18 protein-coding genes are annotated in these 20,580 nt (G+C 73.6%); 5 read left to right on the top strand and 13 right to left on the bottom strand.

Annotated elements, in window-relative coordinates:
• Positions 1-31: 31 nt before the first annotated feature.
• A complete protein-coding gene (locus FGI33_RS11355) occupies positions 32-1,537 on the bottom strand; it encodes a M16 family metallopeptidase (protein ID WP_204587386.1) in 1,506 nt (501 codons plus the stop codon).
• A 126-nt stretch (positions 1,538-1,663) separates the two neighbouring features.
• Here FGI33_RS11355 and FGI33_RS11350 point away from each other — a divergent pair, with 126 nt between their 5' ends.
• Positions 1,664-2,092 (top strand): VOC family protein, encoded by a 429-nt coding sequence (locus FGI33_RS11350; protein ID WP_104235865.1) that lies wholly within the window; start codon positions 1,664-1,666, stop codon positions 2,090-2,092.
• 15 nt (positions 2,093-2,107) lie between these two features.
• Here FGI33_RS11350 and FGI33_RS11345 read toward each other — a convergent pair whose 3' ends face one another.
• From FGI33_RS11345 to FGI33_RS11315, 7 genes are all read right to left on the bottom strand, one after another.
• The gene (locus FGI33_RS11345; RefSeq protein ID WP_119433857.1) at positions 2,108-3,241 is read right to left on the bottom strand and encodes an epoxide hydrolase family protein; all 1,134 of its coding nucleotides are present in this window, start codon (positions 3,239-3,241) and stop codon (positions 2,108-2,110) included.
• Positions 3,242-3,306: 65 nt separating this feature from the next.
• Positions 3,307-4,365 carry an ABC transporter permease gene (locus FGI33_RS11340; protein WP_182623256.1) on the bottom strand — a complete coding sequence of 353 codons (1,059 nt, stop codon included), beginning with the start codon at positions 4,363-4,365 and terminating at the stop codon, positions 3,307-3,309.
• Positions 4,362-5,453: an ABC transporter permease gene (locus FGI33_RS11335; RefSeq protein WP_119433858.1), complete on the bottom strand. Its 1,092-nt coding sequence runs from the start codon at positions 5,451-5,453 to the stop codon at positions 4,362-4,364. The genes FGI33_RS11340 and FGI33_RS11335 overlap by 4 nt, the downstream gene beginning before the upstream one ends.
• A complete protein-coding gene (locus tag FGI33_RS11330; protein WP_119433859.1) occupies positions 5,450-7,024 on the bottom strand; it encodes a sugar ABC transporter ATP-binding protein in 1,575 nt (524 codons plus the stop codon). The genes FGI33_RS11335 and FGI33_RS11330 overlap by 4 nt, the downstream gene beginning before the upstream one ends.
• A gap of 94 nt (positions 7,025-7,118) precedes the next feature.
• Entirely contained in the window at positions 7,119-8,123 is a 1,005-nt protein-coding gene (locus tag FGI33_RS11325) for an ABC transporter substrate-binding protein (RefSeq protein WP_119433860.1), read from the bottom strand.
• 149 nt (positions 8,124-8,272) lie between these two features.
• Positions 8,273-9,937, bottom strand: a complete 1,665-nt coding sequence (locus tag FGI33_RS11320; RefSeq protein WP_119433861.1) for a sugar ABC transporter ATP-binding protein — start codon at positions 9,935-9,937, stop codon at positions 8,273-8,275.
• Between the two features lie 126 nt (positions 9,938-10,063).
• On the bottom strand, positions 10,064-11,086 hold the full coding sequence (locus FGI33_RS11315; protein WP_119433862.1) for a LacI family DNA-binding transcriptional regulator: 1,023 nt from the start codon (positions 11,084-11,086) through the stop codon (positions 10,064-10,066).
• A 261-nt stretch (positions 11,087-11,347) separates the two neighbouring features.
• On the opposite strand from FGI33_RS11315, the gene FGI33_RS11310 reads away from it, so the two are divergent.
• The gene (locus tag FGI33_RS11310; RefSeq protein ID WP_119433863.1) at positions 11,348-12,301 is read left to right on the top strand and encodes a manganese catalase family protein; all 954 of its coding nucleotides are present in this window, start codon (positions 11,348-11,350) and stop codon (positions 12,299-12,301) included.
• Positions 12,302-12,374: 73 nt separating this feature from the next.
• On the opposite strand, the gene FGI33_RS11305 is transcribed toward FGI33_RS11310, so the two are convergent.
• Complete coding sequence (locus FGI33_RS11305; RefSeq protein WP_119433864.1) at positions 12,375-12,680, bottom strand: EthD family reductase; 306 nt, start codon at positions 12,678-12,680, stop codon at positions 12,375-12,377.
• Between the two features lie 226 nt (positions 12,681-12,906).
• On the opposite strand from FGI33_RS11305, the gene FGI33_RS11300 reads away from it, so the two are divergent.
• Positions 12,907-15,345, top strand: a complete 2,439-nt coding sequence (locus tag FGI33_RS11300; RefSeq protein ID WP_119433865.1) for a phosphoketolase family protein — start codon at positions 12,907-12,909, stop codon at positions 15,343-15,345.
• 26 nt (positions 15,346-15,371) lie between these two features.
• Here FGI33_RS11300 and FGI33_RS11295 read toward each other — a convergent pair whose 3' ends face one another.
• Together FGI33_RS11295 and FGI33_RS11290 are read right to left on the bottom strand one after the other, a co-directional pair.
• A complete protein-coding gene (locus tag FGI33_RS11295) occupies positions 15,372-15,761 on the bottom strand; it encodes a VOC family protein (RefSeq protein WP_119401550.1) in 390 nt (129 codons plus the stop codon).
• A gap of 31 nt (positions 15,762-15,792) precedes the next feature.
• On the bottom strand, positions 15,793-16,527 hold the full coding sequence (locus FGI33_RS11290; protein WP_119433866.1) for a carboxypeptidase regulatory-like domain-containing protein: 735 nt from the start codon (positions 16,525-16,527) through the stop codon (positions 15,793-15,795).
• A 217-nt stretch (positions 16,528-16,744) separates the two neighbouring features.
• Between FGI33_RS11290 and FGI33_RS11285 the strand changes: the two genes are divergently transcribed.
• Positions 16,745-17,407 (top strand): pentapeptide repeat-containing protein, encoded by a 663-nt coding sequence (locus tag FGI33_RS11285; protein ID WP_119433867.1) that lies wholly within the window; start codon positions 16,745-16,747, stop codon positions 17,405-17,407.
• A gap of 28 nt (positions 17,408-17,435) precedes the next feature.
• Here the strand turns inward: FGI33_RS11285 and FGI33_RS11280 are convergent, their stop codons facing one another.
• Both FGI33_RS11280 and FGI33_RS11275 read right to left on the bottom strand, forming a co-directional pair.
• Positions 17,436-18,467 carry a FecCD family ABC transporter permease gene (locus tag FGI33_RS11280; protein ID WP_237581906.1) on the bottom strand — a complete coding sequence of 344 codons (1,032 nt, stop codon included), beginning with the start codon at positions 18,465-18,467 and terminating at the stop codon, positions 17,436-17,438.
• Positions 18,464-19,471, bottom strand: a complete 1,008-nt coding sequence (locus tag FGI33_RS11275; RefSeq protein ID WP_237581905.1) for a FecCD family ABC transporter permease — start codon at positions 19,469-19,471, stop codon at positions 18,464-18,466. Before FGI33_RS11275 ends, FGI33_RS11280 begins: the two co-directional genes overlap by 4 nt.
• A gap of 30 nt (positions 19,472-19,501) precedes the next feature.
• Between FGI33_RS11275 and FGI33_RS11270 the strand changes: the two genes are divergently transcribed.
• Positions 19,502-20,575 (top strand): ABC transporter substrate-binding protein, encoded by a 1,074-nt coding sequence (locus FGI33_RS11270; RefSeq protein WP_119435440.1) that lies wholly within the window; start codon positions 19,502-19,504, stop codon positions 20,573-20,575.
• Positions 20,576-20,580 lie beyond the last annotated feature (5 nt).

Raw genomic sequence — 20,580 nt, 5'->3', positions numbered from 1 at the left:
ACCGGTGGCCGTCGGTCGTGACGCGTGCGGGTCAGGGCGTCGGGAGGCGGCGCACGCGCTCCGGGGCGATCGCCCGCACGGCGGCGACGACGGCCTCCACCAGCTCCGATGCGCGGCGGAGCGAGCGGGCGCCGATCTGGAAGAGGCGCGCGTCCTCGGAGACCAGCACCACGCGCTCGTCGGAGACGAGCGCGACGACGACGCGCTCCAGGTCGATCGCCCAGGACCGGCCGTCCATGAGGACCAGGAGCCGCGTGGCGTCCACGGCGAACGTGCTCCGCGCCGGGAACGGGGCGATCCCGCTGCGCCACGTGCGCAGGCCGCGGGTCGCGCTCGCGAACTCCTCGCGGGAGAGGGAGCGCGAGGGCGCCATGTCGTCGATCGGGATCCCGATCTCGCGGGCGAGCGCCTCGGGATCGCCCGTGTCCGCCTCCTCGGCGAACATCACGATGACGGAGGGCAGGGCCCCGGCCCACGCCTTGCGGAGCGCCTCCCCGTCCATCTCGGCCGTGGCCCGCAGCCGGTCCTCGACGTCGACCGTGTCGTCGCCGAAGAGCAGGGCGGACGCCGACTCCGAGGCGCGCGCCTCGAGGAGGCGCCGCGGCTCCTCGAGGAGGAGCCGGGCGTCGGAGCGGCCGCGGGCGACGGCCAGCGGCGAGAACCCCTCCACGGCGATCGATCGCAGGAGCGCGACCGTCGCGACCGTCGCCGCGCGCACGTGCTGCGGAGGGGCGCCGACCACGATGTCGAGCTGCACGGCGTCGTCGTCGATCCGCGACGCGTGGACGTCCACCGCGTAGGTCAGGCCCTCCTCCATGCGGAGGCGCTGATGGAAGTCGACGGAGAGGGCGTGGTCGAGGGCGAGCGACACCTCCGCGGGGACGACCACGGATACCGCCACACCGGGGAGCTCCGTCGGCACCGCCACCGGCGTGGTCGCACCGCGGCCCGCGGGCGCGCGGTGCACGCGCTCGGCGATCGGCGCGGGGAGCTCGAGCGCGGGCGCGACCGCCCACGGGCCGGTGACGAGGATCACGGCGCGGTCGGCCGTGAACCGCTCGTGCACCCAGGCGACGACCTCGTCCCGGGTGACGCTGGCGAGGGCCGGCGTGCCGGCGCCGACGAGCCCGAGCCCGGCGTAGCCGAAGCGGATCGTGGCGAGCCCGGGCGCGAGCCCCTCGTAGCGCAGGGGGTCCTCCATCTCGATGATCGCGAGCTCCCGCGCGACCTGCTCCTCGGTGAGCCGGTCGACGTGGGTGATCGCGTCGCAGATGCGTCGCATGGCGTCCTCGCACTCGTCGCGGGTCGCCGCGCTCGAGAAGACCACGCTCCGGTCGAGCGTGGTGCCGTTCCTCGCCGTCGCGTCCGGGCCCGCGAGGACGATGAGCAGGTGCTCGGCGAGGTGCGTGATCCCCGCGAGGTGGGGCGGCTCGTCACGGCAGCCGACCCCGACGACCAGCTCGATCTCGTGCGGACCGTCCCGCTCGGCGTGGACGACGGGGACGGGGAGGGGCGCGGGACGTTCGGCAGCGGGCACGGAGCGAGGATCCCACGCGCATCGGGTCGGTCGAGCGAGTTCTCGGGTCCCGCGCGTCCCTTGACCCGGCGCGCGTCAGGCGGGACGCTGAGCCCGTCCGCACCCCCCGTCTCGAAGGAGAGACCGATGACCATGACCTTCGTCAACCTGCCCGTCACGGACCTCCCGCGGGCGGTCGCCTTCTACGAGGCCCTGGGGTTCACCGTGAACCCCGGCTTCACCGACGAGAACGCCGCCTGCCTCACGATCGAGGAGGACCACAGCGCGTTCATGCTCCTCGTGCGGGACTTCTTCCAGTCGTTCACCGACCAGCCGCTCGGCGATCCCACCCGCACCGTGTCCGCGATCACCGCGGTCGACCTGCCCAGCCGGGCGGCGGTGGACGCGGCGGCCGAGGCCGGCCTCGCCGCGGGCGGCACGGAGGCGCGCCCGCCGTCGGACCACGGGTTCGTCTACCAGCGGCAGCTCGCGGATCCCGACGGCAACGTCATCGAGGTCGGGCACATGGATCCCGCGTTCGCGTGGGACGGCCGACCGGACACCCCCGCCGGGTGAGGCCGGCGCGCCCCGCTACCGCAGCGTCCGCAGGAACGCCGTGATGTCGTCCGCCAGCAGCCCCGGCTCCTCGTGCGGCGCGAAGTGGCCGCCGCGCGGCATGGTCGTGTACCTGACGACGTCGTAGGTGCGCTCGGCCCAGCTCCGGGGCGGGCGCACCAGGTCGTGCGGGAACACCGCGACGGCCGTCGGCACCCGCACGCGCCCCACCGGCGCGACGCGTCCGGAGCCGTCCTCGAAGTACGGGCGCAGCGAGGTGCCGATGGAACCCGTGAACCAGTACAGGGACGCCAGCGTCAGCAGGTGGTCGTCGCTGAACACGCGCGAGACGTCGCCGCCGCAGCCGCTCCACGCGCGGTGCTTCTCGAGGATCCACGACAGCAGGCCCACGGGCGAGTCCTGCAGCGCGGGCGCCAGCGTGAGCGGTCGCGTCCGCTGCTGGTGCTCGTAGCCGCCCTCGGCCGCCTCCCACGCCCGCACCTCGTCCGTGTGCGCGCGCTCCTCGTCGGTGAGCGTCGCCTCGTCGAGGTCCCGCGGCGCGGCGACCGCCATCAGGTGGATCCCGGCGACGGCCTCCGGGTGCGCCTCCGCCAGCCGCGACGTGATCCCGGCCCCGAGGTCGCCGCCGTGCGCCGCGTACCGCGCGAAGCCCAGCTCCTCCGTCATCAGCCGGTACCAGAGATCGTGCGTCCGCTCGTCGAGGCGCGGCCGCTGCGGCGAGAGCGGGAAGCCGGGGAGGGCGGGGATGATCACCGTGACGGCGTCGGCCGGATCGCCGCCGGAGCGCGACGGCTGCGACAGGCGCTCTGCGAGGGGCACCATCTCCAGCGCGGAGCTCGGCCAGCCGTTGGTGAGGACGATCGGCAGCCCGCCGGGTCGCTCCGCGTGCTCCGCGTCGAAGCGGAGATACGAGAGGGGCGTGCCGTCGAGGTCGGCGACCGCCCATGGCAGCGCGAGGATCTCCCGCTCGCGGGCCCGCCAGTCGAACCCGTCGGCCCACACGGCCGCGAGGCGGCGCAGTGTCGCCTGGTCGGTGCCGGCTTCCCACGCGTCGACCGGCCACGCGGGCGCCCAGCGCGTGCGGCGGATCCGGTCGCGCAGGTCGTCGAGGTCCGCGTCGGTGACGTGCAGGGGGAGCGGATGGGTCATGCGGATCCTGTCGTCGGAGCGGGCGGGCGCGGTCCCCTCATGGTCCCGCGTCGCCGGTCCGGCGGCTACGTCCGCCGCCGCCTCGCCATCACCGCGCGCTGCAGGAGCACGAAGACGAGCAGGATCCCGCCGGTGATGATGGTCGTCGCCTCGGGCGGGATGCCGCCGTCGCGCGTGATGAGCACGTTCATGAGGCCCAGCACGAGGGCGCCCACGACCGAGCCGAGCACGAAGCCGACGCCGCCGGTGAGGAGGGTGCCGCCGATCACGGTCGCGGCGATCGCGTCGAGCTCCCAGCCGATGCCGGTGATGTTCTGCGCGCTGCCGAGGCGGGCCGTGTAGATCACGGAGGCGAGGCCGGCGAGCGTGCCGCTGATCACGTAGACGGCGAGCTTGGTGCGGCGCACCGGCAGGCCCATGAGGGCGGCCGACTGCTCGGATCCGCCGGTCGCGTACACGGTGCGGCCGAGGCGCGTGCGGTGCAGCACGAAGAACGCGATCGCGACCACCACGAGCGCGATGATCACGCCCGGCGTCGTGACGACGTCGTTGACCTTCGGGCCGTCCACCACCTTCATGTTCGTGGCGAGCGACCGCAGCGGCGACGCGTCGTCGAGGCGCTCGGGCACCGTGCTGAGGATCGAGGCGAGCCCGCGGCCGAGGAACATCATCGCGAGCGTCGCGATGAACGGCTGCACGTCGAAGAACTGGATGAGCACGCCCGAGACGACGCCGGAGGCCGAGCCGATGAGGATCATGAGCACGACCACCACCCACGGGTTCCAGCCGGCGTTGGCGAGCAGCACGCCGGCCACGCTGCTGACCGCGACGATCGCGCCGACGGACAGGTCGATGCCGCCCGTGAGGATCACGAACGTGAGCCCCACCGCGAGCACGATGACGTGCGCGTTGTTGATGAGCAGGTTCGAGAGCGTGTTGGCCTGCAGGATCCGGCCGTACGCGACCTCGCCGTAGGCCAGCATCCCGAGCAGGATCACGAGGGCGGCGACGGTCGGCAGCGAGTCGAGGCGGAGGCGCATGCGGCGGCGCGGGGCACGGGATCCCGCGCCGGGCGCGGGCCGGGGTGCGGGAGCGGTGGGCGGGCGGATCGTCGTGGCGCTCATGCGGGCACGGCCTCCTTCTCGGTCGGCACGGGGGTGGGCGCCGGCGGGCGGCGCCTCGTGAACAGCGCACGGACGCGCCGGGACTGCAGGAGCACGATCGCGACGATCACGATGGCCTTGAAGGCGGGCGTGGCCGACGACGAGATGCCGAGGAACACGACCGTCTTGTCGAGGGTCGCGATGAGGAGAGCGCCGACGGCGGCCCCGAGCAGGTGGAACTTGCCGCCCGCGAGCGAGGTGCCGCCGATCACGACCGCGAGGATCGCGTCGAGCTCCAGCTGGTAACCGGTGCGGGAGACGTCGACCGTCATCACGCTGGCGGTGGCGAAGATCCCGGCGACGCCCGCGAGCAGGCCGCTCGCGATGTAGGCGGTGAACAGGAGCGCCCGACGGTCGAGGCCCGCGAGGCGCGCGGCCTGCGGGTCCATGCCGATCGCCTCGATCATGAGGCCCAGGGCGCTGCGCCGCACGAGCACGGCGACGCCGATCGTGATCAGCACGGCCAGCAGGAACACGACCGGCAGGCCCACGAGGTAGCCGTTGGCGACCCAGCGGAATGGCTCGTTGGAGGCGGCCGTGTTCTGCCCGGCCGTGATGACCTTCGCGAGGCCGCGGCCGGCGAGCATGATCACGAGGGTGCTGATGAACGGCTGCAGCCCCACGACGGAGACGAGCATGCCGTTCACCGCGCCGAGGATCCCGGCGATGAGGAGCGCGAGGCCCATCGCGCCGAGCGCGACGCCGAGCGAGTCGGAGCCGGCGGCCTTCAGGAACTCCATGGAGACGGCGCCGGCCACGACCATGATCGAGCCGACGCTGAGGTCGATGCCGCCCGTGGCGACCACGAGGCACATGCCGACCGCGATCATCAGCACGGGCGCGGCGGCGCGGAGGATGTCGACGAGGTTGCCCACGAGGTTGCCCGTGTCCGGGTTCACGGAGAGGGCGAGGTAGCCCGGGTCCTTCGCCACGTTGATCGCGAGCAGCAGCACGATCGCGACGGTGCCCCAGAACCAGGGCCGGTGCAGCACGTCGCCGAGGCCGCGCGCGCTCGGGCGCCGGGTCGCGGTGGTCGTCGGGTCGCTCATCGGGCTGCCTCCTCGGGCGCGGTGTCGGGCACGGTCTCGAGCGCGACGTCGGAGACGCCCTCCTCCGCGATGGCGGCGACGATCGACTGCGCCGTCACGTCGGGTCCCGCCTCGAGCTCGGCGATCTTGCGGTGGTCCTTGAGCACGACGATGCGGTCGCTGAGCCGCACCACCTCCTCGAGCTCCGAGGAGATGAAGACGACCGCGACGCCCGTGTCGGCGAGGGCCGCGACCTGCTCCTGGATCTCCGCCTTCGCGCCCACGTCGATCCCGCGGGTCGGCTCGTCGAGGATCAGCAGCTCCGGCTCGGTCGCCAGCCACCGCCCGAGCAGCACCTTCTGCTGGTTGCCGCCGGACAGGTTCCGGATGGGCCGGTCGGGGTCGGCGGGCCGCACCTTGAGCTCGGTGAGGTACTTGGCGACGATGCGGTCCTTCTCCTTGCGCGGCAGCGGCCGGGCCCAGCCGCGCTTCGCCTGGACGGCGAGCACGAGGTTCTCCCGCACGCTGAGGTCGCGGATGATCCCCTCGTCCCGCCGGTTCTCGCTGGAGAACGCGATGCGGTGCTTCAGCGCCTTCGCGGGGGAGGAGACGGAGACGGCGCGTCCGTCCATGGTCACGGATCCGGTGTCGGGCCGGTCGACGCCGTAGAGGAGGCGCGCGAGCTCGGTGCGGCCGGAGCCGAGCAGCCCGGCGAGGCCCACGACCTCGCCGCGGCGGAGCTCCACGTCGGTCGCGTCGAGCGAGCCCTTCCGGCCGATCCCGGTGGCCCGGTACACGGGCTCGCCCGTCGCGACCTGGTGTGAGGCGCGCTCGCGGTCGAGGGAGCGGAGGCTCTGCAGGTCCTTGCCGATCATCTCGGCGATGAGGCCGGCGCGGTCGATGTCGCGCGTGAGGTGCTCGCCCACGAGCCGGCCGTTCCGCAGCACGGTGAGCCGGTCGCTGATCGCGAAGACCTGGTCGAGGAAGTGGGAGACGAAGAGGATGGCGACGCCCTCGTCGCGCAGGCGGCGCATCACGCGGAAGAGTCCCTCGACCTCGTCGGCGTCGAGGCTGGAGGTCGGCTCGTCGAGGATCAGCACCTTCGCGTCGACGACGGTCGCGCGGCTGATGGCGACGAGCTGCTGCAGCGCGAGGCTCAGCGAGGCGAGCGGGGTGCGCGGATCCAGGTGGCCGAGCCCCACGCGCGCCAGCACCTCGGAGGCGGCGGCGTGCGTGCCCCTCCAATCGATGCCGAACCGGCCGCGCCTCTCGTGGCCGAGCATGACGTTCTCGCCGATCGTGAGGTTCCCGCAGAGGTTGACCTCCTGGTAGACCGTGGAGATCCCGGCGGCCTGCGCGTCGGCGGTGCCGGAGAGGCGGCGCTCGCTGCCGTCGACGACGACGCGGCCGGAGTCGATCCCGTACACGCCTGTGAGCGCCTTGATCAGCGTCGACTTCCCGGCGCCGTTCTCGCCCATGAGCGTGTGGACCTCGCCCGGGAAGAGACGGAGGTCCACCCCGTCGAGCGCCTTGACGCCGGGGAAGGAGATGGTGATGCCCTGCATCTCGACGATGGGGCTGGATGCCTGCATGGCGCGTGCTCCGTTCCTCCGCCGGCGTCGTCGCCTGGCGGGTGGGGCGGCGGGGCGGATGGTCCGCCCCGCCGCAGGTGTCCGTGCGGGCGGGCTAGAACTTCCGGTCGGGCAGCGCGGTGGCGGCCTTCTCGGGCGAGTCGAACGTGTCCGAGGGGACGACGATCGACGACTCGACGCTGCCGCCGTCGAGCAGCTTCTGCACGGCCTCCAGCGCGGTGTCGCCGAAGAGCGGGTTGTACTCGGCGACGAAGCTGAGCTTGCCGTCGGCCAGCGCCTGCAGCGCGCCCTTCGTTCCGTCGATGGTCGCGATCTTCACGTCCTCGCCGGGCGTGAGGCCCGCCTCCTCGACGGCCTGCACGGCGCCGAGGCCCATCTCGTCGTTCTGCGCGAACACCATCTGCACGTCGTTCGCGTTCGACTTGAGCACGGTCTCGAAGACGCTCTTGGCCTCCTCGGTCGACCAGTTGGCGGTCTGCGCGCCGACCTTGGTGAACGCGGTGTCGGCGCCGATGACGTCGTTCCAGCCCTCGTTGCGCTCGTTGACGACCGAGACGCCGGCGGGGCCCTCGAGGGTGAAGTACTTGCCGCCCTCGGGCAGCGCCGTCTTCGCCCAGTTCGCCACCGACTCGCTCACGGCGATGTTGTCGGGGGCGATGCGGGTCGCGTAGAGCGAGTCGTCGTCCGGCTCGATGCCGCGGTCGATGAGGACCACGGGGATCTCGGCCTCCTTGGCGCGTTCGAGCGAGTCCTCCCAGCCGGAGCCCTCGGTGGCCGAGAGCAGGATCACGTCGACGCCCTCGTCGACGAACGACGTGAACGCGTCGATCTGCGACTTCTGGTCGTTGTTCGTCGCGGGCGCGTACTTGAGGTCGAACCCGGCCTCCTTCGTGAAGGTGTCCTGGATGTCCTTCTCGTTGGCCTGTCGCCAGGCGCCCTCGGGGCCGACCGCGACGAAGCCGACGGTGGCCGTCTCGCCGCCGCCGTCGGCGGCGCCGCCCGCGGTGGATCCGGTGCCGGAGTTGCTGTTGCAGGCCGCGAGGCTCAGGGCGATGGCCCCGGCCGCGGCGATGGTGGCGATGCGCCTCTTCGTGGACATGTATCTCCTCCTTGAGATGTCGGGACGTCGGCGTCCCGTTCCGGCCCTCGGGGACCGGCCGTTGCGGACCGCGGGGTGCTGCCGCGTGCTCGGGATGTTACCGGTAACAGTTCCAGGGGCACAAGAGCGCTGTTACCGGGAACACGACATCAGCGTCGAGGCGGTTCCGGCAGCCCCGGCAGGGGGAAGTCCTCCTCGTCGTCCTCGTCGGCGGGGGCCGCGATCAACTCGACGAGCGTGTCGACCGTGACGCCCGGCCCGTTGGCCAGCTCGCCGATCTTCTCCCGGTCCTTGAGCACGACGATCCGGTCGCTCACGCGCACGAGCTCGTCGAACGCGCTGGAGATGAACACGACGGCCACGCCCTCGAGCGCGAGCTGCGCGATGTGCGCCTGGATGTCGACCTTGGCGCGGATGTCGACGCCGCGGGTCGGCTCGTCGAGGATCAGCACGCGTGGCCGGATCGCGAGCCAGCGCGCGAGCAGCACCTTCTGCTGGTTGCCGCCGGAGAGCCGGCCGGCGGGCATCGCGGGATCCGCCGGCGTGATGGAGAAGTGCTCGATGTGCCGCTCGACGAGGTCCTGGCGCTCGGCCCGCGACAGCGGATGCGCCCAGCCGCGCAGCGCCTGCAGCGCGAGCACGATGTTCTCCCGCACGCTCAGCTCGCCGATGAGGCCCTCGGCGCCGCGGTCCTCCGCCGAGAGGGCGACGCGGTTCCGCAGCGCGTCCGAGGGGCGGTCGATCACCACGTCGCGACCGCCGAGCGTCACCACGCCGCCGTCGGCCCGGTCGGCGCCGGCGAGCAGGCGCGCGAGCTCCGTGCGGCCGGATCCGCGGAGCCCGGCGATGCCGACCACCTCGCCCGGATGCAGCTCGAGGTCCACGGGCCGCAGCATCCCGCGGCGGCTGACGCCGGCGGCACGGTACAGCGGCGGCCCGACCGGGTCCACGCGGTGCGCCCGTCGCTCTGAGCCGATGCGCGTGAGGTGCGCCACGTCCGAGCCGATCATGCGGGCGATCAGCTCGGCCCGGTCGATCTCGTGCGGTAGGTGGTCGCTCACCTTCACGCCGCCGCGGAGCACGGTCATCCGGTCGCTGAGCGCCAGCACCTGCTCCAGGAAGTGCGACACGAAGAGGATCGCGACGCCCTGGTCGCGGAGGCGGCGGATCACCTGGAAGAGCCGCGCGACGTCGTCGGCGTCGAGGCTCGAGGTGGGCTCGTCGAGCACCAGCACGCGCGGCCGGTCGACCATCGCGCGCGCGATGGACACGAGCTGGCGGCTGGCGGGGGAGAGGTCGGCGAGGCGGTCGCGCGGGTCGAGGTCGGCGAGGCCGAGCTCCGCGAGCATGGCGGCGGCGCGCGCGTGGGTGGCGCGCCAGGAGATGCCGAGGCGGCCGCGCACCTCGTGGCCGAGCATCACGTTCTCGCCGACGCTCAGGTTCTCGGCCAGGTGCGACTCCTGGAACGCCGCCTGGATCCCGAGGGCGCGCGCGTCCGCCGGCCCGCCGAGCCGCACGGGCGCGTCGTCGACGAGGATCTCGCCCGAGTCGATCCGGTGCACCCCGAGCAGCGCCTTGATCAGCGTCGACTTGCCCGCGCCGTTCTCGCCCAGGAGCGCGTGCACCTCGCCGGGGTGGAGGTCGAGGTCGACGCCGTCGAGCGCCACGCCGTTCGGGAAGGCGACCGTGATGCCCCGCATGCGCACGGTGGGGCGGGCGGGCTCCCGGGGGCGCGCGGGGTGCGCGGATGCGGGCGCGGGAGCGGCGGTCGGGCCGGTCGGGCGGATCGTCGTCGATCCCCGTGCGTGACGCACCTGGTGCTCCTCGGGTTCCGGGCCGGGTGGCGGCCGCGTGCCGGGTGGGCCCGGTGTGCACGACTGTAGCCGCCGGTCGGCGGCGCGGGCGAGGGGTCGCGGCCCGAGATCCCCCGGGCGCCGGACTCAGTCGACGCGTCGGGCGGCCGCGCTGGAGTCGCGCACGACGAGCTCGGGCGGGATCCGGCTCGCCTGCGGGATCTCGCGCCCCTCGATCGCGGCGATGAGCGCGTCCACCACGAGCGCGCCGAGCGCCGGGAAGTCCTGTCGCACCGTCGTGAGCGGCGGGAGGAAGTGGCGGGAGACGGGCAGGTCGTCGAAGCCGACGACGCTGAGGTCCTCGGGCACGCGGATCCCGCGGTCGTGCAGCCCGTGGATCACGCCGAGCGCCATCTCGTCGTTCGCCACGAACACGGCCGTGTACTCGGGGACGCCCCCGAGCCCGCGCGCGAAGTCGTAGCCGAAGTCGCTCGACCAGTCGCCGATCACGATAGGCCGCTCGCGCATGCCCCACGCCCGGGTGCGCGTGTGGAAGGCGCGCTCGCGGGCGCGCGCGTCCAGCCAGTCGAGCGGGCCGGAGACGTGCAGCACGTCGCGGTGGCCGAGGCTCGCGAGGTGGTCGACGGCTAGGCGCGTGCCCGCGGACTGGTCGACCGAGACCGTGAGGAACGCGGGGTCCTTCTCGGCCTTGACCACGAGCGTGGGCAGCCCGGTCGTGATGGTGCGCAGCACGGCCACGGACGACGAGCGCGGCGCGACGACGCACAGCGCGTCGATGCCCTGCCCGGTGAGATGGCGCACGGCCTCCTCGGGCGTCGCGTCCTCGTCGTCCCGGAGCGCGAACGAGGCCACCGAGTAGCCGCCGTCGCGCGCCGACCGCTCGATGGCGCGCAGGATGCTCGACGGCCCGAACTCCACCGCGCTCTCGATGAGCACGCCGATGCGCAGCGCCTGCTGCGTGACGAGCTGGCGGGCGGCGCTGTTCGGCCGGAAGTCGAGCTCGGCGACCACCTCGAGCACGCGCTGCCGCGTGGACTCCTTCACCTGCGGGTGCCCGTTGAGCACGCGCGAGACGGTCATGTGCGAGACGCCCGCGCGCTCCGCGACCTCGCGGAGCCCGAGCCGCTCGCCGCCGCTCCTGACGCTCACCCGTGCTCCATCCGGCATCCTCCGAGGCGGCGACGGACGTCGCGCCCGCCGGGTCGCGGGCTGGTCGGATCTCCCATTGCTGGGCACACCCTACCGGGGCGGATCCGCGCGGGCCCGGGAGCGGGGACGACCGGACAGCCGTCCCGACCTACCCGACCGCCTCGCGCCTGGCAACCCCCTCGGCGGGTCCGGTCGCTGCTCGGCATGCGGAGCAGGGTGGGGGAGACGGCGGATTCGCCGCATGAAGAAATAGGAGCTCCTATGTACTTCCACGCACAGACCTGGATCAACGAGATCGCCGACGGCGAGCCCGACCCTGCCGCCGCCAGCGCGCTGCAGGAGGGCCTCGGCGGCCAGTTCGGCGAGATGCGCACGATGATGCAGTACCTGTTCCAGGCGATGAACTTCCGCGGCGCCGCCGCCAAGCCGTACCGCGACCTGATCCAGGGCGTCGGCACCGAGGAGATCAGCCACGTCGAGCTCATCGGCACCACGATCTCGCGCCTGCTCGACGGCGCGCCCGAGTACAGCGGCAAGCTCACCGACCCGCTCGACACCCCGGGCAAGGGAGGGGCGACGCCGCTGAGCATCGCGCTCGACCACGGCAACATCCACCACCACCTCGTGGGCGCCCAGGGCGCGCTGCCCGTCGACGCCGCCGGCAACCCGTGGAGCGGCAGCTACGTCTACAACTCGGGCAACCTCCCGCTCGACCTGCTCTACAACGTCATGCTCGAGTCGACCGGCCGCCTGCAGAAGTGCCGCATCTACGAGATGACCGACAACCCCGTCGCCCGCGCGACCGTCGCGTACCTCATCGTGCGCGACCAGGCGCACGAGAACGCGTACGCGAAGGCGCTCGAGACGCTCGGCGTCGACTGGGGCAAGCTCCTGCCGATCCCGAAGACCAACGCGGAGCAGTTCCCCGAGGTGAAGAAGCTGGTGGACCTCGGCCTCCAGAGCAAGCAGTACAGCTTCGACCTCGACGGCAAGAGCGAGGCCGGCCGGATCTTCCAGGGCGCGTCGCCCTCGAAGGACGGCACCGACCTCACCGCGACCGAGCAGGCGCCGCAGGGCGTCCCGTCGACCATCGCGCCCGAGCGGCTCGAGGAGTTCGCGCCGGGTCTCGACAAGGACCTGCTGGCGCTGATCCAGGAGACGGCTGAGCGCGAGCTGGCCGAGGTCGAGGCGTTCTACGGGCCGACGAAGGCCTGATCCTCGCCACACCGCATGACGACGGCGCCGCGTCCCGTGGGGATGCGGCGCCGTCGTCGCGTGCGGGGCCGGGTCAGGCGCTCTCGATGTCCGAGAACAGGCCCGTGAGCGATGCGCCCGTCTTCCCGAGCCGTCCGAACAGCTCGCCCGCCTCGGGCGTCGCCACCGCCGCGGAGGCGTCCTCGTAGGAGTCGAAGTACAGGTCGAGGGTCCGGTGCGCGGGCGTCGGGGTGCCGTCCTCCTTGGGGAGCACCTTGGCCGACTCGAGGCGGCGCAGCTCCGGGAGCTCGCGCGCGAGGTCGGCGATGCCGCGGTAGGCCTCCTCGAACGCGGCCGGGTCGCTCGGTTCGCCGATGATGAGGGTGATCTTCGTGGGCACGATGGCCTCCTTCTCGTGAGGTGGGTTCGTCGCGATGGCGGGCGCGCCGCGCGCCGGTCCTCCGCGTGGCCATGATGCGCCGGCGCCCCGCGGCGGGGTGGCCGCGGGGCGCGGATCCGTCGCGCAGCGGCTAGCCGCGACGCCCGCGACCGGCCCCTGGCTGCGATCCTCCTGACGGGATCCGCCCCGCCCTGCCCACCCGCCAGCCCCCGCCGTAGGCTGACTCATGGCCTCCGACACCGCACCCCGCGACCCCGCCGCGCCCCTCTACCTCGACGTCGTCGACGGGTGGTGGCGCGCCGCCAACTACCTCTCCGTCGGCCAGATCTACCTGCTCGACGACCCGCTGCTCGAGCGCCCGCTCACGCGCGACGACATCAAGCCGCGCCTCCTCGGGCACTGGGGCACGACCCCGCTGCTGAACTTCGTCTACGCGCACCTCAACCGGGCGATCATCGAGCGCGACCTCGACATGATCTACATCGCCGGCCCCGGCCACGGCGGTCCCGGCATGGTCGCGAACGCCTACCTCGACGGCACCTACTCGGAGCTGTTCTCGGCGGCGACGCCCGACCGCGACGGGCTCCGCCACCTCTTCCGCCAGTTCTCGTTCCCGGGCGGCGTGCCGTCGCACGCGGCGCCCGAGACGCCCGGATCCATCAACGAGGGCGGCGAGCTCGGCTACTCGCTCGTGCACGCGTACGGCGCGGCGCTCGACAACCCGGACCTCGTGGTCGCGTGCGTGATCGGCGACGGCGAGGCGGAGACCGGGACCCTCGCCGCCAGCTGGCACCTCGACAAGTTCCTCGACCCGGAGTCGGACGGCGCGGTGCTGCCGATCCTCAACCTCAACGGCTGGAAGATCGCGAACCCCACCGTGCTCGCCCGCATCCCGGAGGAGGAGCTGCTCGCGCTCTTCACGGGCTACGGCTACTCCCCGCGGATCGTCACGGGCGGCTTCGACGGCGAGGACCACGCGGCGGTGCACGAGCGGTTCGCGCTCGCGCTGGGCGACGCGCTCGACGAGATCAGCCGGATCCAGCTCGCGGCCCGCACGGGCGGCAGCGAGGAGCGCCCGGCCTGGCCGATGCTGATCCTCCGCACCCCGAAGGGCTGGACCGGCCCGGCGGAGGTCGACGGCAAGCCGGTCGAGGGCACGTGGCGCGCGCACCAGGTGCCGCTCTCAGGTGTCCGCGACGACCCGGATCACCTCCGCCAGCTCCAGGAGTGGCTCGAGAGCTACCGCCCGCACGAGCTCTTCGACCGCGACGGCCGCCTGACGCCCGCGCTCCAGCCGAACCGGCCCGAGGGCGACCGGCGGATGAGCGCCAACCCGCACGCCAACGGCGGCCTGCTCCGCCGCGACCTCCGGCTCCCGCCGCTCGAGGTGAACGCGATCGACCTCAGCGACGGCCGCGGCGTCATCGCCGAGCCGACCCGCGTGCTCGGCGGCTGGCTGCGCGACGTGATCGCCCGCAACCCGCTCGACTTCCGGATCTTCGGCCCCGACGAGACCGCCAGCAACCGGCTCGACGACGTCTACGAGGTCACGGCGAAGGCCTGGCAGGGCGAGGTGCTGCCGGTCGACGAGCACCTGGCGCATGAGGGCCGGGTCATCGAGATCCTCAACGAGAACATCACGCAGGGGCTGCTCGAGGCGTACCTGCTCACCGGCCGGCACGGGCTCTTCACCTCGTACGAGGCCTTCATCCACATCGTCGACTCGATGTTCAACCAGTACGCGAAGTGGCTCGAGTCGAGCTCGAAGGTGGAGTGGCGGCGGCCGGTCGCGTCGTTCACGTACCTGCTCTCCTCGCACGTCTGGCGGCAGGACCACAACGGCTTCTCGCACCAGGATCCCGGCTTCCTCGACCACGTCGTGAACAAGCGCGCCGAGATCGTGCGCGTGTACCTGCCGTTCGACGCGAACTCGCTGCTCGTCACGATGGACCACTGCCTGCGCGGCACCGACCTCATCAACGTGGTCGTCGCCGGCAAGCAGCCGACCGCGAGCCTGCTCTCGCTCGAGGAGGCGCGGGCGCACGGCGCGCGCGGCGTCGGCGTGTGGGAGTGGGCGGGCACCGAGGTGCCGGGTCTCGAGCCCGACGTGGTCGTCGCGTGCGCGGGCGACATCCCGACCGTGGAGGCGATGGCGGCGGTGCAGATCCTCAAGCGCGAGATCCCGCAGCTGCGCGTGCGGTTCATCAACGTGGTCGACCTGATGCGGCTGCAGGACTCCACGCAGCACCCCCACGGCCTCGACGACGGATCCTTCGACGCCCTGTTCACGCGCGACAAGCCCGTGGTGTTCGCCTTCCACGGGTACCCGTCGCTCATCCACCGCCTCACCTACAAGCGCCACAACCACGCGAACATGCACGTGCGCGGCTTCGTGGAGCAGGGCGGCACGACCACGCCGTTCGACATGCTGATGCTCAACGACCTCGACCGGTTCCGGCTCGTGATGGACGTGATCCGCCGCGTGCCGCACCTCGAGACCACCTACGCGGGCCTCTCGCAGCGCATGGACGACGAGCGCATCGCGCACCGCGTCTTCACGCGCGAGCACGGCGAGGACATGCCGGACGTGTCGGGCGCGGAGGGGCTGCCGTTCGCGGATCCGAACCGGCAGGTCGTGATCGACAATGGGGACGACAACGCGTAGCCGGGCGTGACCGCGCGCGGCCGCCGTCAGCCGGCGGCGGCCGTGGGCGGGTCGGCCGGGTCTGCGGATGCACCCGGCCCGTGGTCGAACAGGCCGATCGCGTTGCCCTCGCTGTCGCGCACGTAGGCCCAGCGGTCGGTCTCGTTGAGCATCTGGATCCCGCCCATGGTGGACCCGCCGTGCGCCTCGACCTGCGCGACCGTCTCCTCGATGGAGTCGACCGTGATCACGATGGTGGGGTGCGGGACGTCCGCGCGCCGGTGGAGGTCGCCGTCTATCCCGTCGTCCGAGCCGGTGAGGATCATGCCCGCGTCGTCTCCCCACGATTCGTACCGGAAGCCGAAGACGGCGGAGTAGAACGCGCTCGCGCGCGCCATGTCATCGGCGGGGATCTCGAAGTGCTCGACAGCGGCCATGCGCCATCGTCCAGCGGGTGGGGAAACCGCGTCAAGGGGTGGGCGCGAGCGTCGCGTCGACGCCCGTGACCACCTGCCCCCAGCGCGAGACGGCGATGCGCGTCGCGAGGGCGCGCTGCGTCCGGTCGCCGGACCACTCGGGGAGGTAGGCGCGGGGATCCGACGACGGCGTGCCGAAGCGCACGACGTAGAACCCGGGCTCCAGGTTCCCGAGCGCGTAGCGGCCGGACGCGTCCGTGAAGCCGGACGCCTCCAGTCGCCCGTCGCCGGTCGCGCGCAGGACGTCAACGGGCGCGGCGGCGGCGGGCGCTCCGCCGGGCAGCGTCACCGTGCCGCCGATGCCCGCGGGCGTGCGGAGAACGATGTCGACGCGGGTCTCGCGGCCGGCGGGGGCGGTGAAGAAGCGCGCGTCCCGCCACTCGTTGACCTGGCCGAGGTACTGCGACGCGGGCTTGCCGCCGAGCGAGACCCAGGCGCGCAGCGTGTAGCGGGTGGCGCGCATCCCGTCGAAGCGGAACACGCCGTCGACGATGTCGACGCTGTCCCCGAACGGGATGTCGGCGAGCTCGAGCGAGACCTCGCCCGCGCGGACGAGGTTCCGGGGATCCACGCGGTCGAGGTAGACGCGGCCGACGACGGTCGCGGTGATGGCGCGGGGCGCGGGGGCGGGACCCGCGGACGCGGGGGAGGCGGGGCCGGCCTGAGCGGCGGTGATCAGGGCCAGGGCGATGAGGCCGACGAGACCGCGTCGGCGGACGGATGGCATGGGGGCTCCGATGCTCGGACCGGCGGGCTGCCGGTCGGGAGACCGGTCTACTCCGCGACGACGGCGCCGTCACGACCCCCGATGGGGGCGATCTTCGCGGGGGCTGTGCCCATGGCCGCACCCGCGGCCATCCCCGCATCCCGCACCCGCGGGGGTCTCCCGTACCGTGGGAGCGCCGCCCGCCGACGGCATCCACCCGAGCACCCGGAGGCTCCGCATGGCCGCATCCACCCGCATCCTCCCGCCCCGGATCAGCGACCCGCGGCTCGACGGGCTCGCCGACGGCGACCCGTCCGACCTCGACGCGCACGCGTCCTTCGAGCGGCTGCGGTTCGCCGACGCCGACCTCTCGGACGCCGACCTCGTCGACATCGGATTCGAGGAGTGCGCGCTCGAGCGGATCCGCCTGCACGAGGCCGACCTCACGGCCGCGAGCCTCGTGGACGTGCTCGCCTCCCGACTCGACGCGCCCGTGCTGAAGGCGCCCAGGATCCGGATGCGCGACGTGCGCCTCGAGGGCTCGCGCGTCGGATCCGCCGAGCTCTACGACGCCACGCTCTCCTCCGTGCACATCACCGACTGCCGGCTCGGCTTCGTGAACCTGCGCGGCTCGAAGATCACCGACCTGCTCATCACCGACTGCGCCATCGAGGAGCTGGACCTCCGCGGCACCGCCGGCATGCGCGTCGCGTTCGCCCGCACCACCATCGGCACCCTCGACCTCGCCGACTCGTCGCTCACGCACCTGGACCTCCGCGGCGCCGAGATCATGGACCTCGACACCCCCGACGGCCTCCGCGGCGCCGTGCTCGACTCGACCCAGCTCATGGCGCTGGGGCCGGTCTTCGCGCGGCACTTCCGCGTGCGCGTCGAGGACTGAGCGGCTCCGCGGACCAGCTGCCCGTGGATCAGCCGCCCGCGGCCGCCCGGCGCGACGTGTCCGGCGAGGCGAGCAGCCACAGCAGGTAGATCCCGCCGAGCGCGGAGGTGGCGAGCCCGACCGGGATCTGGAACGGGCTGAGCAGCCGCCCGGCCACGAGGTCCGCGACGCTCAGCAGCAGCGCCCCGACCACGAGCGCGGGCAGCATGCGGCCCCGGCTCCCGGGCATCATGCGGCGGGCGAGGTGCGGCGTGGCGAGCGCGACGAAGCCGACCGGGCCCACGGCCGCGACGCCGACCGCGGCCAGCGCGACGCCCGCCGCGAGCAACGCGGTCCGCCATCTGCCGACGTCGAGGCCGAGCGCGCGAGCGGTGTCGTCGCCCATCTCGAGCATGCGCAGCGGCGGCTCGCCGAGGAACGCGAGCGGCACGATCACGGCGAGCACCGCGACGGCGGGCGCGACCTGCGGCCACGAGATGCCGTTGAGCGTGCCGAAGCGCCAGGTCGCGGCGGCCTGTGCCAGCTCGAGGTCGCTGCGGGTGATGAGGAAGTCGTTGACCGAGGCGAGCATCGCCCCGACCGCGATGCCCACCAGCACGAGCCGCTCGCCCGTCGTCGCGGTGCGGGAGCTCATCAGGTGCACGGCGAACGCGGTCGCGAAGCCGCCGGCCACTGTGCCGAGGGCGATGGATCCGGCCGAGGAGGGCGCCGCGGCGGTGGATCCGGTCACCAGGATCGCGACGAGCCCGCCGGTCGCCGCGCCTGTGCTGAACCCGATGACGTCCGGGCTCCCGAGCGGATTGCGCGAGACGCTCTGGAACACCATGCCGCTGAGGCCGAGCGCGGCGCCGACCGCGATCGCGCACACCACGCGCGGCAGCCGCTGGTCGGCGACGATGAAGCGGGCCTGCGCGTCGCCGCCGCCGAGCAGGGCGTCGAGCGCCTGCGGCGGCGACAGCGGGTAGGCGCCCGTGCCGAGGCCGACCGCGGCGGCGCCGAGGAGCGCGAGCACGAGGATCCCGAGGACGACGCGGTCCCGCCGCGGGATGCGCGGCCTCACCGCGCGCCCGTCCGCCGGAGCACCAGGGCGAGCAGCACGGGCGCGCCGATGAACGCCGTGACGATGCCCGCCTCCAGCTCGCCGGGCCGGGCGACGATGCGGCCGAGGACGTCGGCGCCCAGCACGAGCAGGGGCCCGGCCGCGACGGATCCGAGCAGCACCCGCCGCTCCCGCCGCCCGACGACCAGGCGCACCGCGTGCGGCACGACGAGCCCGACGAACGAGATCGGCCCGGCGACCGCGGTCGCGGCGCCGCACGCGAGCGTCACGATGGCGAAGCCCGCGAGCCGCACCCGCCCGACGGAGCTGCCGAGCGCGGTCGCCGTGTCGTCGCCGAGCGCCAGCACCGCGAGCGGGCGCACGAGCAGGAGCGCGCCCATGACCACCACGACCGTGAGCGGCAGGAGCCAGACGAGGTCGGCGGGGTCGCGCGAGGCGACGGATCCGACCACCCAGGAGCGGTAGTCGCCGAAGGTGCGCGGGTCGGAGAGGGTGACGACGCCCGTGACCGAGGCGAGGCTCGCGGTCAGCGCGGTGCCGGCGAGGAGCAGGCGCGTGGGATCCGCGCGCGGCCCCGCCCGCATCCCGACGAGCACCACGACCACGGCGGCGAGGGCGGCGCCGGCGAACGCGGGCCCCGCGTATCCGGCGGCCGAGCCGACCCCGAGGACCGCGACGCTGAGCACGACGGCGAGCGACGCGCCCGCGTTGACGCCGAGCAGCCCGGGCTCCGCGAGCGGGTTGCGGGTCATGGCCTGCATCACGACGCCCGCGACCGCGAGGAGGACGCCGACCGCGACCGCGAGGAGCGTGCGCGGCGCCCGCAACTGCCAGACGATGATCGCGTCGCGGCTGCCGTCGTCCGGATGCTGGATCGCGCGCCACACGGCGTCGAGGGCGATCTCGCGGGATCCGGTCGCGAGGCTCACGGCGCACAGCGCGACGAGCGCCGCGAGGGCCACGACCGCGGTGGCGGCGACGGGCGCGGGTCGGGTCGGTGGCATGGCCGGGTAAGGCTACCCTAAGCTGCCTCGGTGATCATCGCCTCCCCTCCCCATCCCGACCGCCGACCCACCCGCCGCCGCCGCGTCGCGGGCCTCGCGCTCGCCGCGACCGTCCTCGTCGCGCTCACCGCGTGCGCCGCGCCCGCCGCATCCACCGGAGCCGGAGCCGCGGGCACCGGTGCCGCCGCCGATCCCGCCGGCGCCGGCTACACGACGCCGCGTACCATGCCCGATGGCAAGGGCAGCGGCCAGCCCGACGGCGTCTTCCCGCGCACCGTCGTGCACTTCGCGGGCACGACCACGATCCCCGCGGCGCCCCAGCGCGTCGCCGTCATCTCGACCGGCCAGGCCGACTCGCTGCTCACCCTCGGGATCGTCCCCGTCGCCTCCACGGCGGCGGACGGAGCGGCCGTCGTCCCCGACTACCTCACCCGCGCGTTCCCCGAGGACGCCGACGCGCTCGCCGCGGTGGCGCCGCTCGGCGACCGCGTCTCGCCCGACATCGAGAGCGTCGCCGCCGCCGCGCCCGACCTGATCCTCATGAACGTCACCGGCAAGGACGCGGCGTCGCTCTACGCGAGCCTCTCCGCCATCGCGCCCACGGTCGCGACCCAGGGCACGGGCCTCTACTGGAAGCAGGACCTCCTGCTCCTCGCCGACGCGGTCGGCCGCACCCAGCAGGCCGCGTCCTGGCTGGACTCCTACCAGTCCGACGCGGCCGCGTTCGGGGCGGGCCTCGCCGACCGCCCGACCGTCTCGTTCCTCCGCTCCTCGGCCGACCGCATCCGCGTCTTCGGCGTGGCGTCCTTCGCCGGATCCGTGGCCGAGGACGCGGGCCTCCCGCGCCCGGATGAGCAGGACTTCACGGACCAGACCTCGCGCGACATCAGCGAGGAGCAGATCGACCTGGCCGAGGGCGACCACGTGTTCGCTGGCGTGCAGGGCGGCGACGAGGCGGCGCTCACCGGCCTGCCGCTCTGGCCGACGTTGCAGGCGGTCGAGGACGACGCGGTGACCTTCGTGGACGACGACGTGTTCTACCTCAACACCGGGCCGACGGCGGCGCGCGCGGCGCTCGAGGCGATGCGGTCCGCGCTCGGCTGAGCCGC

The organism is Clavibacter phaseoli, assembly GCF_021922925.1.
Taxonomy (GTDB): domain Bacteria; phylum Actinomycetota; class Actinomycetes; order Actinomycetales; family Microbacteriaceae; genus Clavibacter; species Clavibacter phaseoli.
This window is presented reverse-complemented; position numbering and strand designations above follow the sequence as displayed.

Bases quoted from the DNA above. Each gene is read 5' to 3' on its own strand.
- FGI33_RS11350 (WP_104235865.1), top strand. From the start codon at position 1,664: ATGACCATGACCTTCGTCAACCTGCCCGTCACGGACCTCCCGCGGGCG.
- FGI33_RS11345 (WP_119433857.1), bottom strand. From the start codon at position 3,241: ATGACCCATCCGCTCCCCCTGCACGTCACCGACGCGGACCTCGACGAC.
- FGI33_RS11340 (WP_182623256.1), bottom strand. From the start codon at position 4,365: ATGAGCGCCACGACGATCCGCCCGCCCACCGCTCCCGCACCCCGGCCC.
- FGI33_RS11335 (WP_119433858.1), bottom strand. From the start codon at position 5,453: ATGAGCGACCCGACGACCACCGCGACCCGGCGCCCGAGCGCGCGCGGC.
- FGI33_RS11330 (WP_119433859.1), bottom strand. From the start codon at position 7,024: ATGCAGGCATCCAGCCCCATCGTCGAGATGCAGGGCATCACCATCTCC.
- FGI33_RS11325 (WP_119433860.1), bottom strand. From the start codon at position 8,123: ATGTCCACGAAGAGGCGCATCGCCACCATCGCCGCGGCCGGGGCCATC.
- FGI33_RS11310 (WP_119433863.1), top strand. From the start codon at position 11,348: ATGTACTTCCACGCACAGACCTGGATCAACGAGATCGCCGACGGCGAG.
- FGI33_RS11300 (WP_119433865.1), top strand. From the start codon at position 12,907: ATGGCCTCCGACACCGCACCCCGCGACCCCGCCGCGCCCCTCTACCTC.
- FGI33_RS11295 (WP_119401550.1), bottom strand. From the start codon at position 15,761: ATGGCCGCTGTCGAGCACTTCGAGATCCCCGCCGATGACATGGCGCGC.
- FGI33_RS11290 (WP_119433866.1), bottom strand. From the start codon at position 16,527: ATGCCATCCGTCCGCCGACGCGGTCTCGTCGGCCTCATCGCCCTGGCC.
- FGI33_RS11285 (WP_119433867.1), top strand. From the start codon at position 16,745: ATGGCCGCATCCACCCGCATCCTCCCGCCCCGGATCAGCGACCCGCGG.
- FGI33_RS11275 (WP_237581905.1), bottom strand. From the start codon at position 19,471: ATGCCACCGACCCGACCCGCGCCCGTCGCCGCCACCGCGGTCGTGGCC.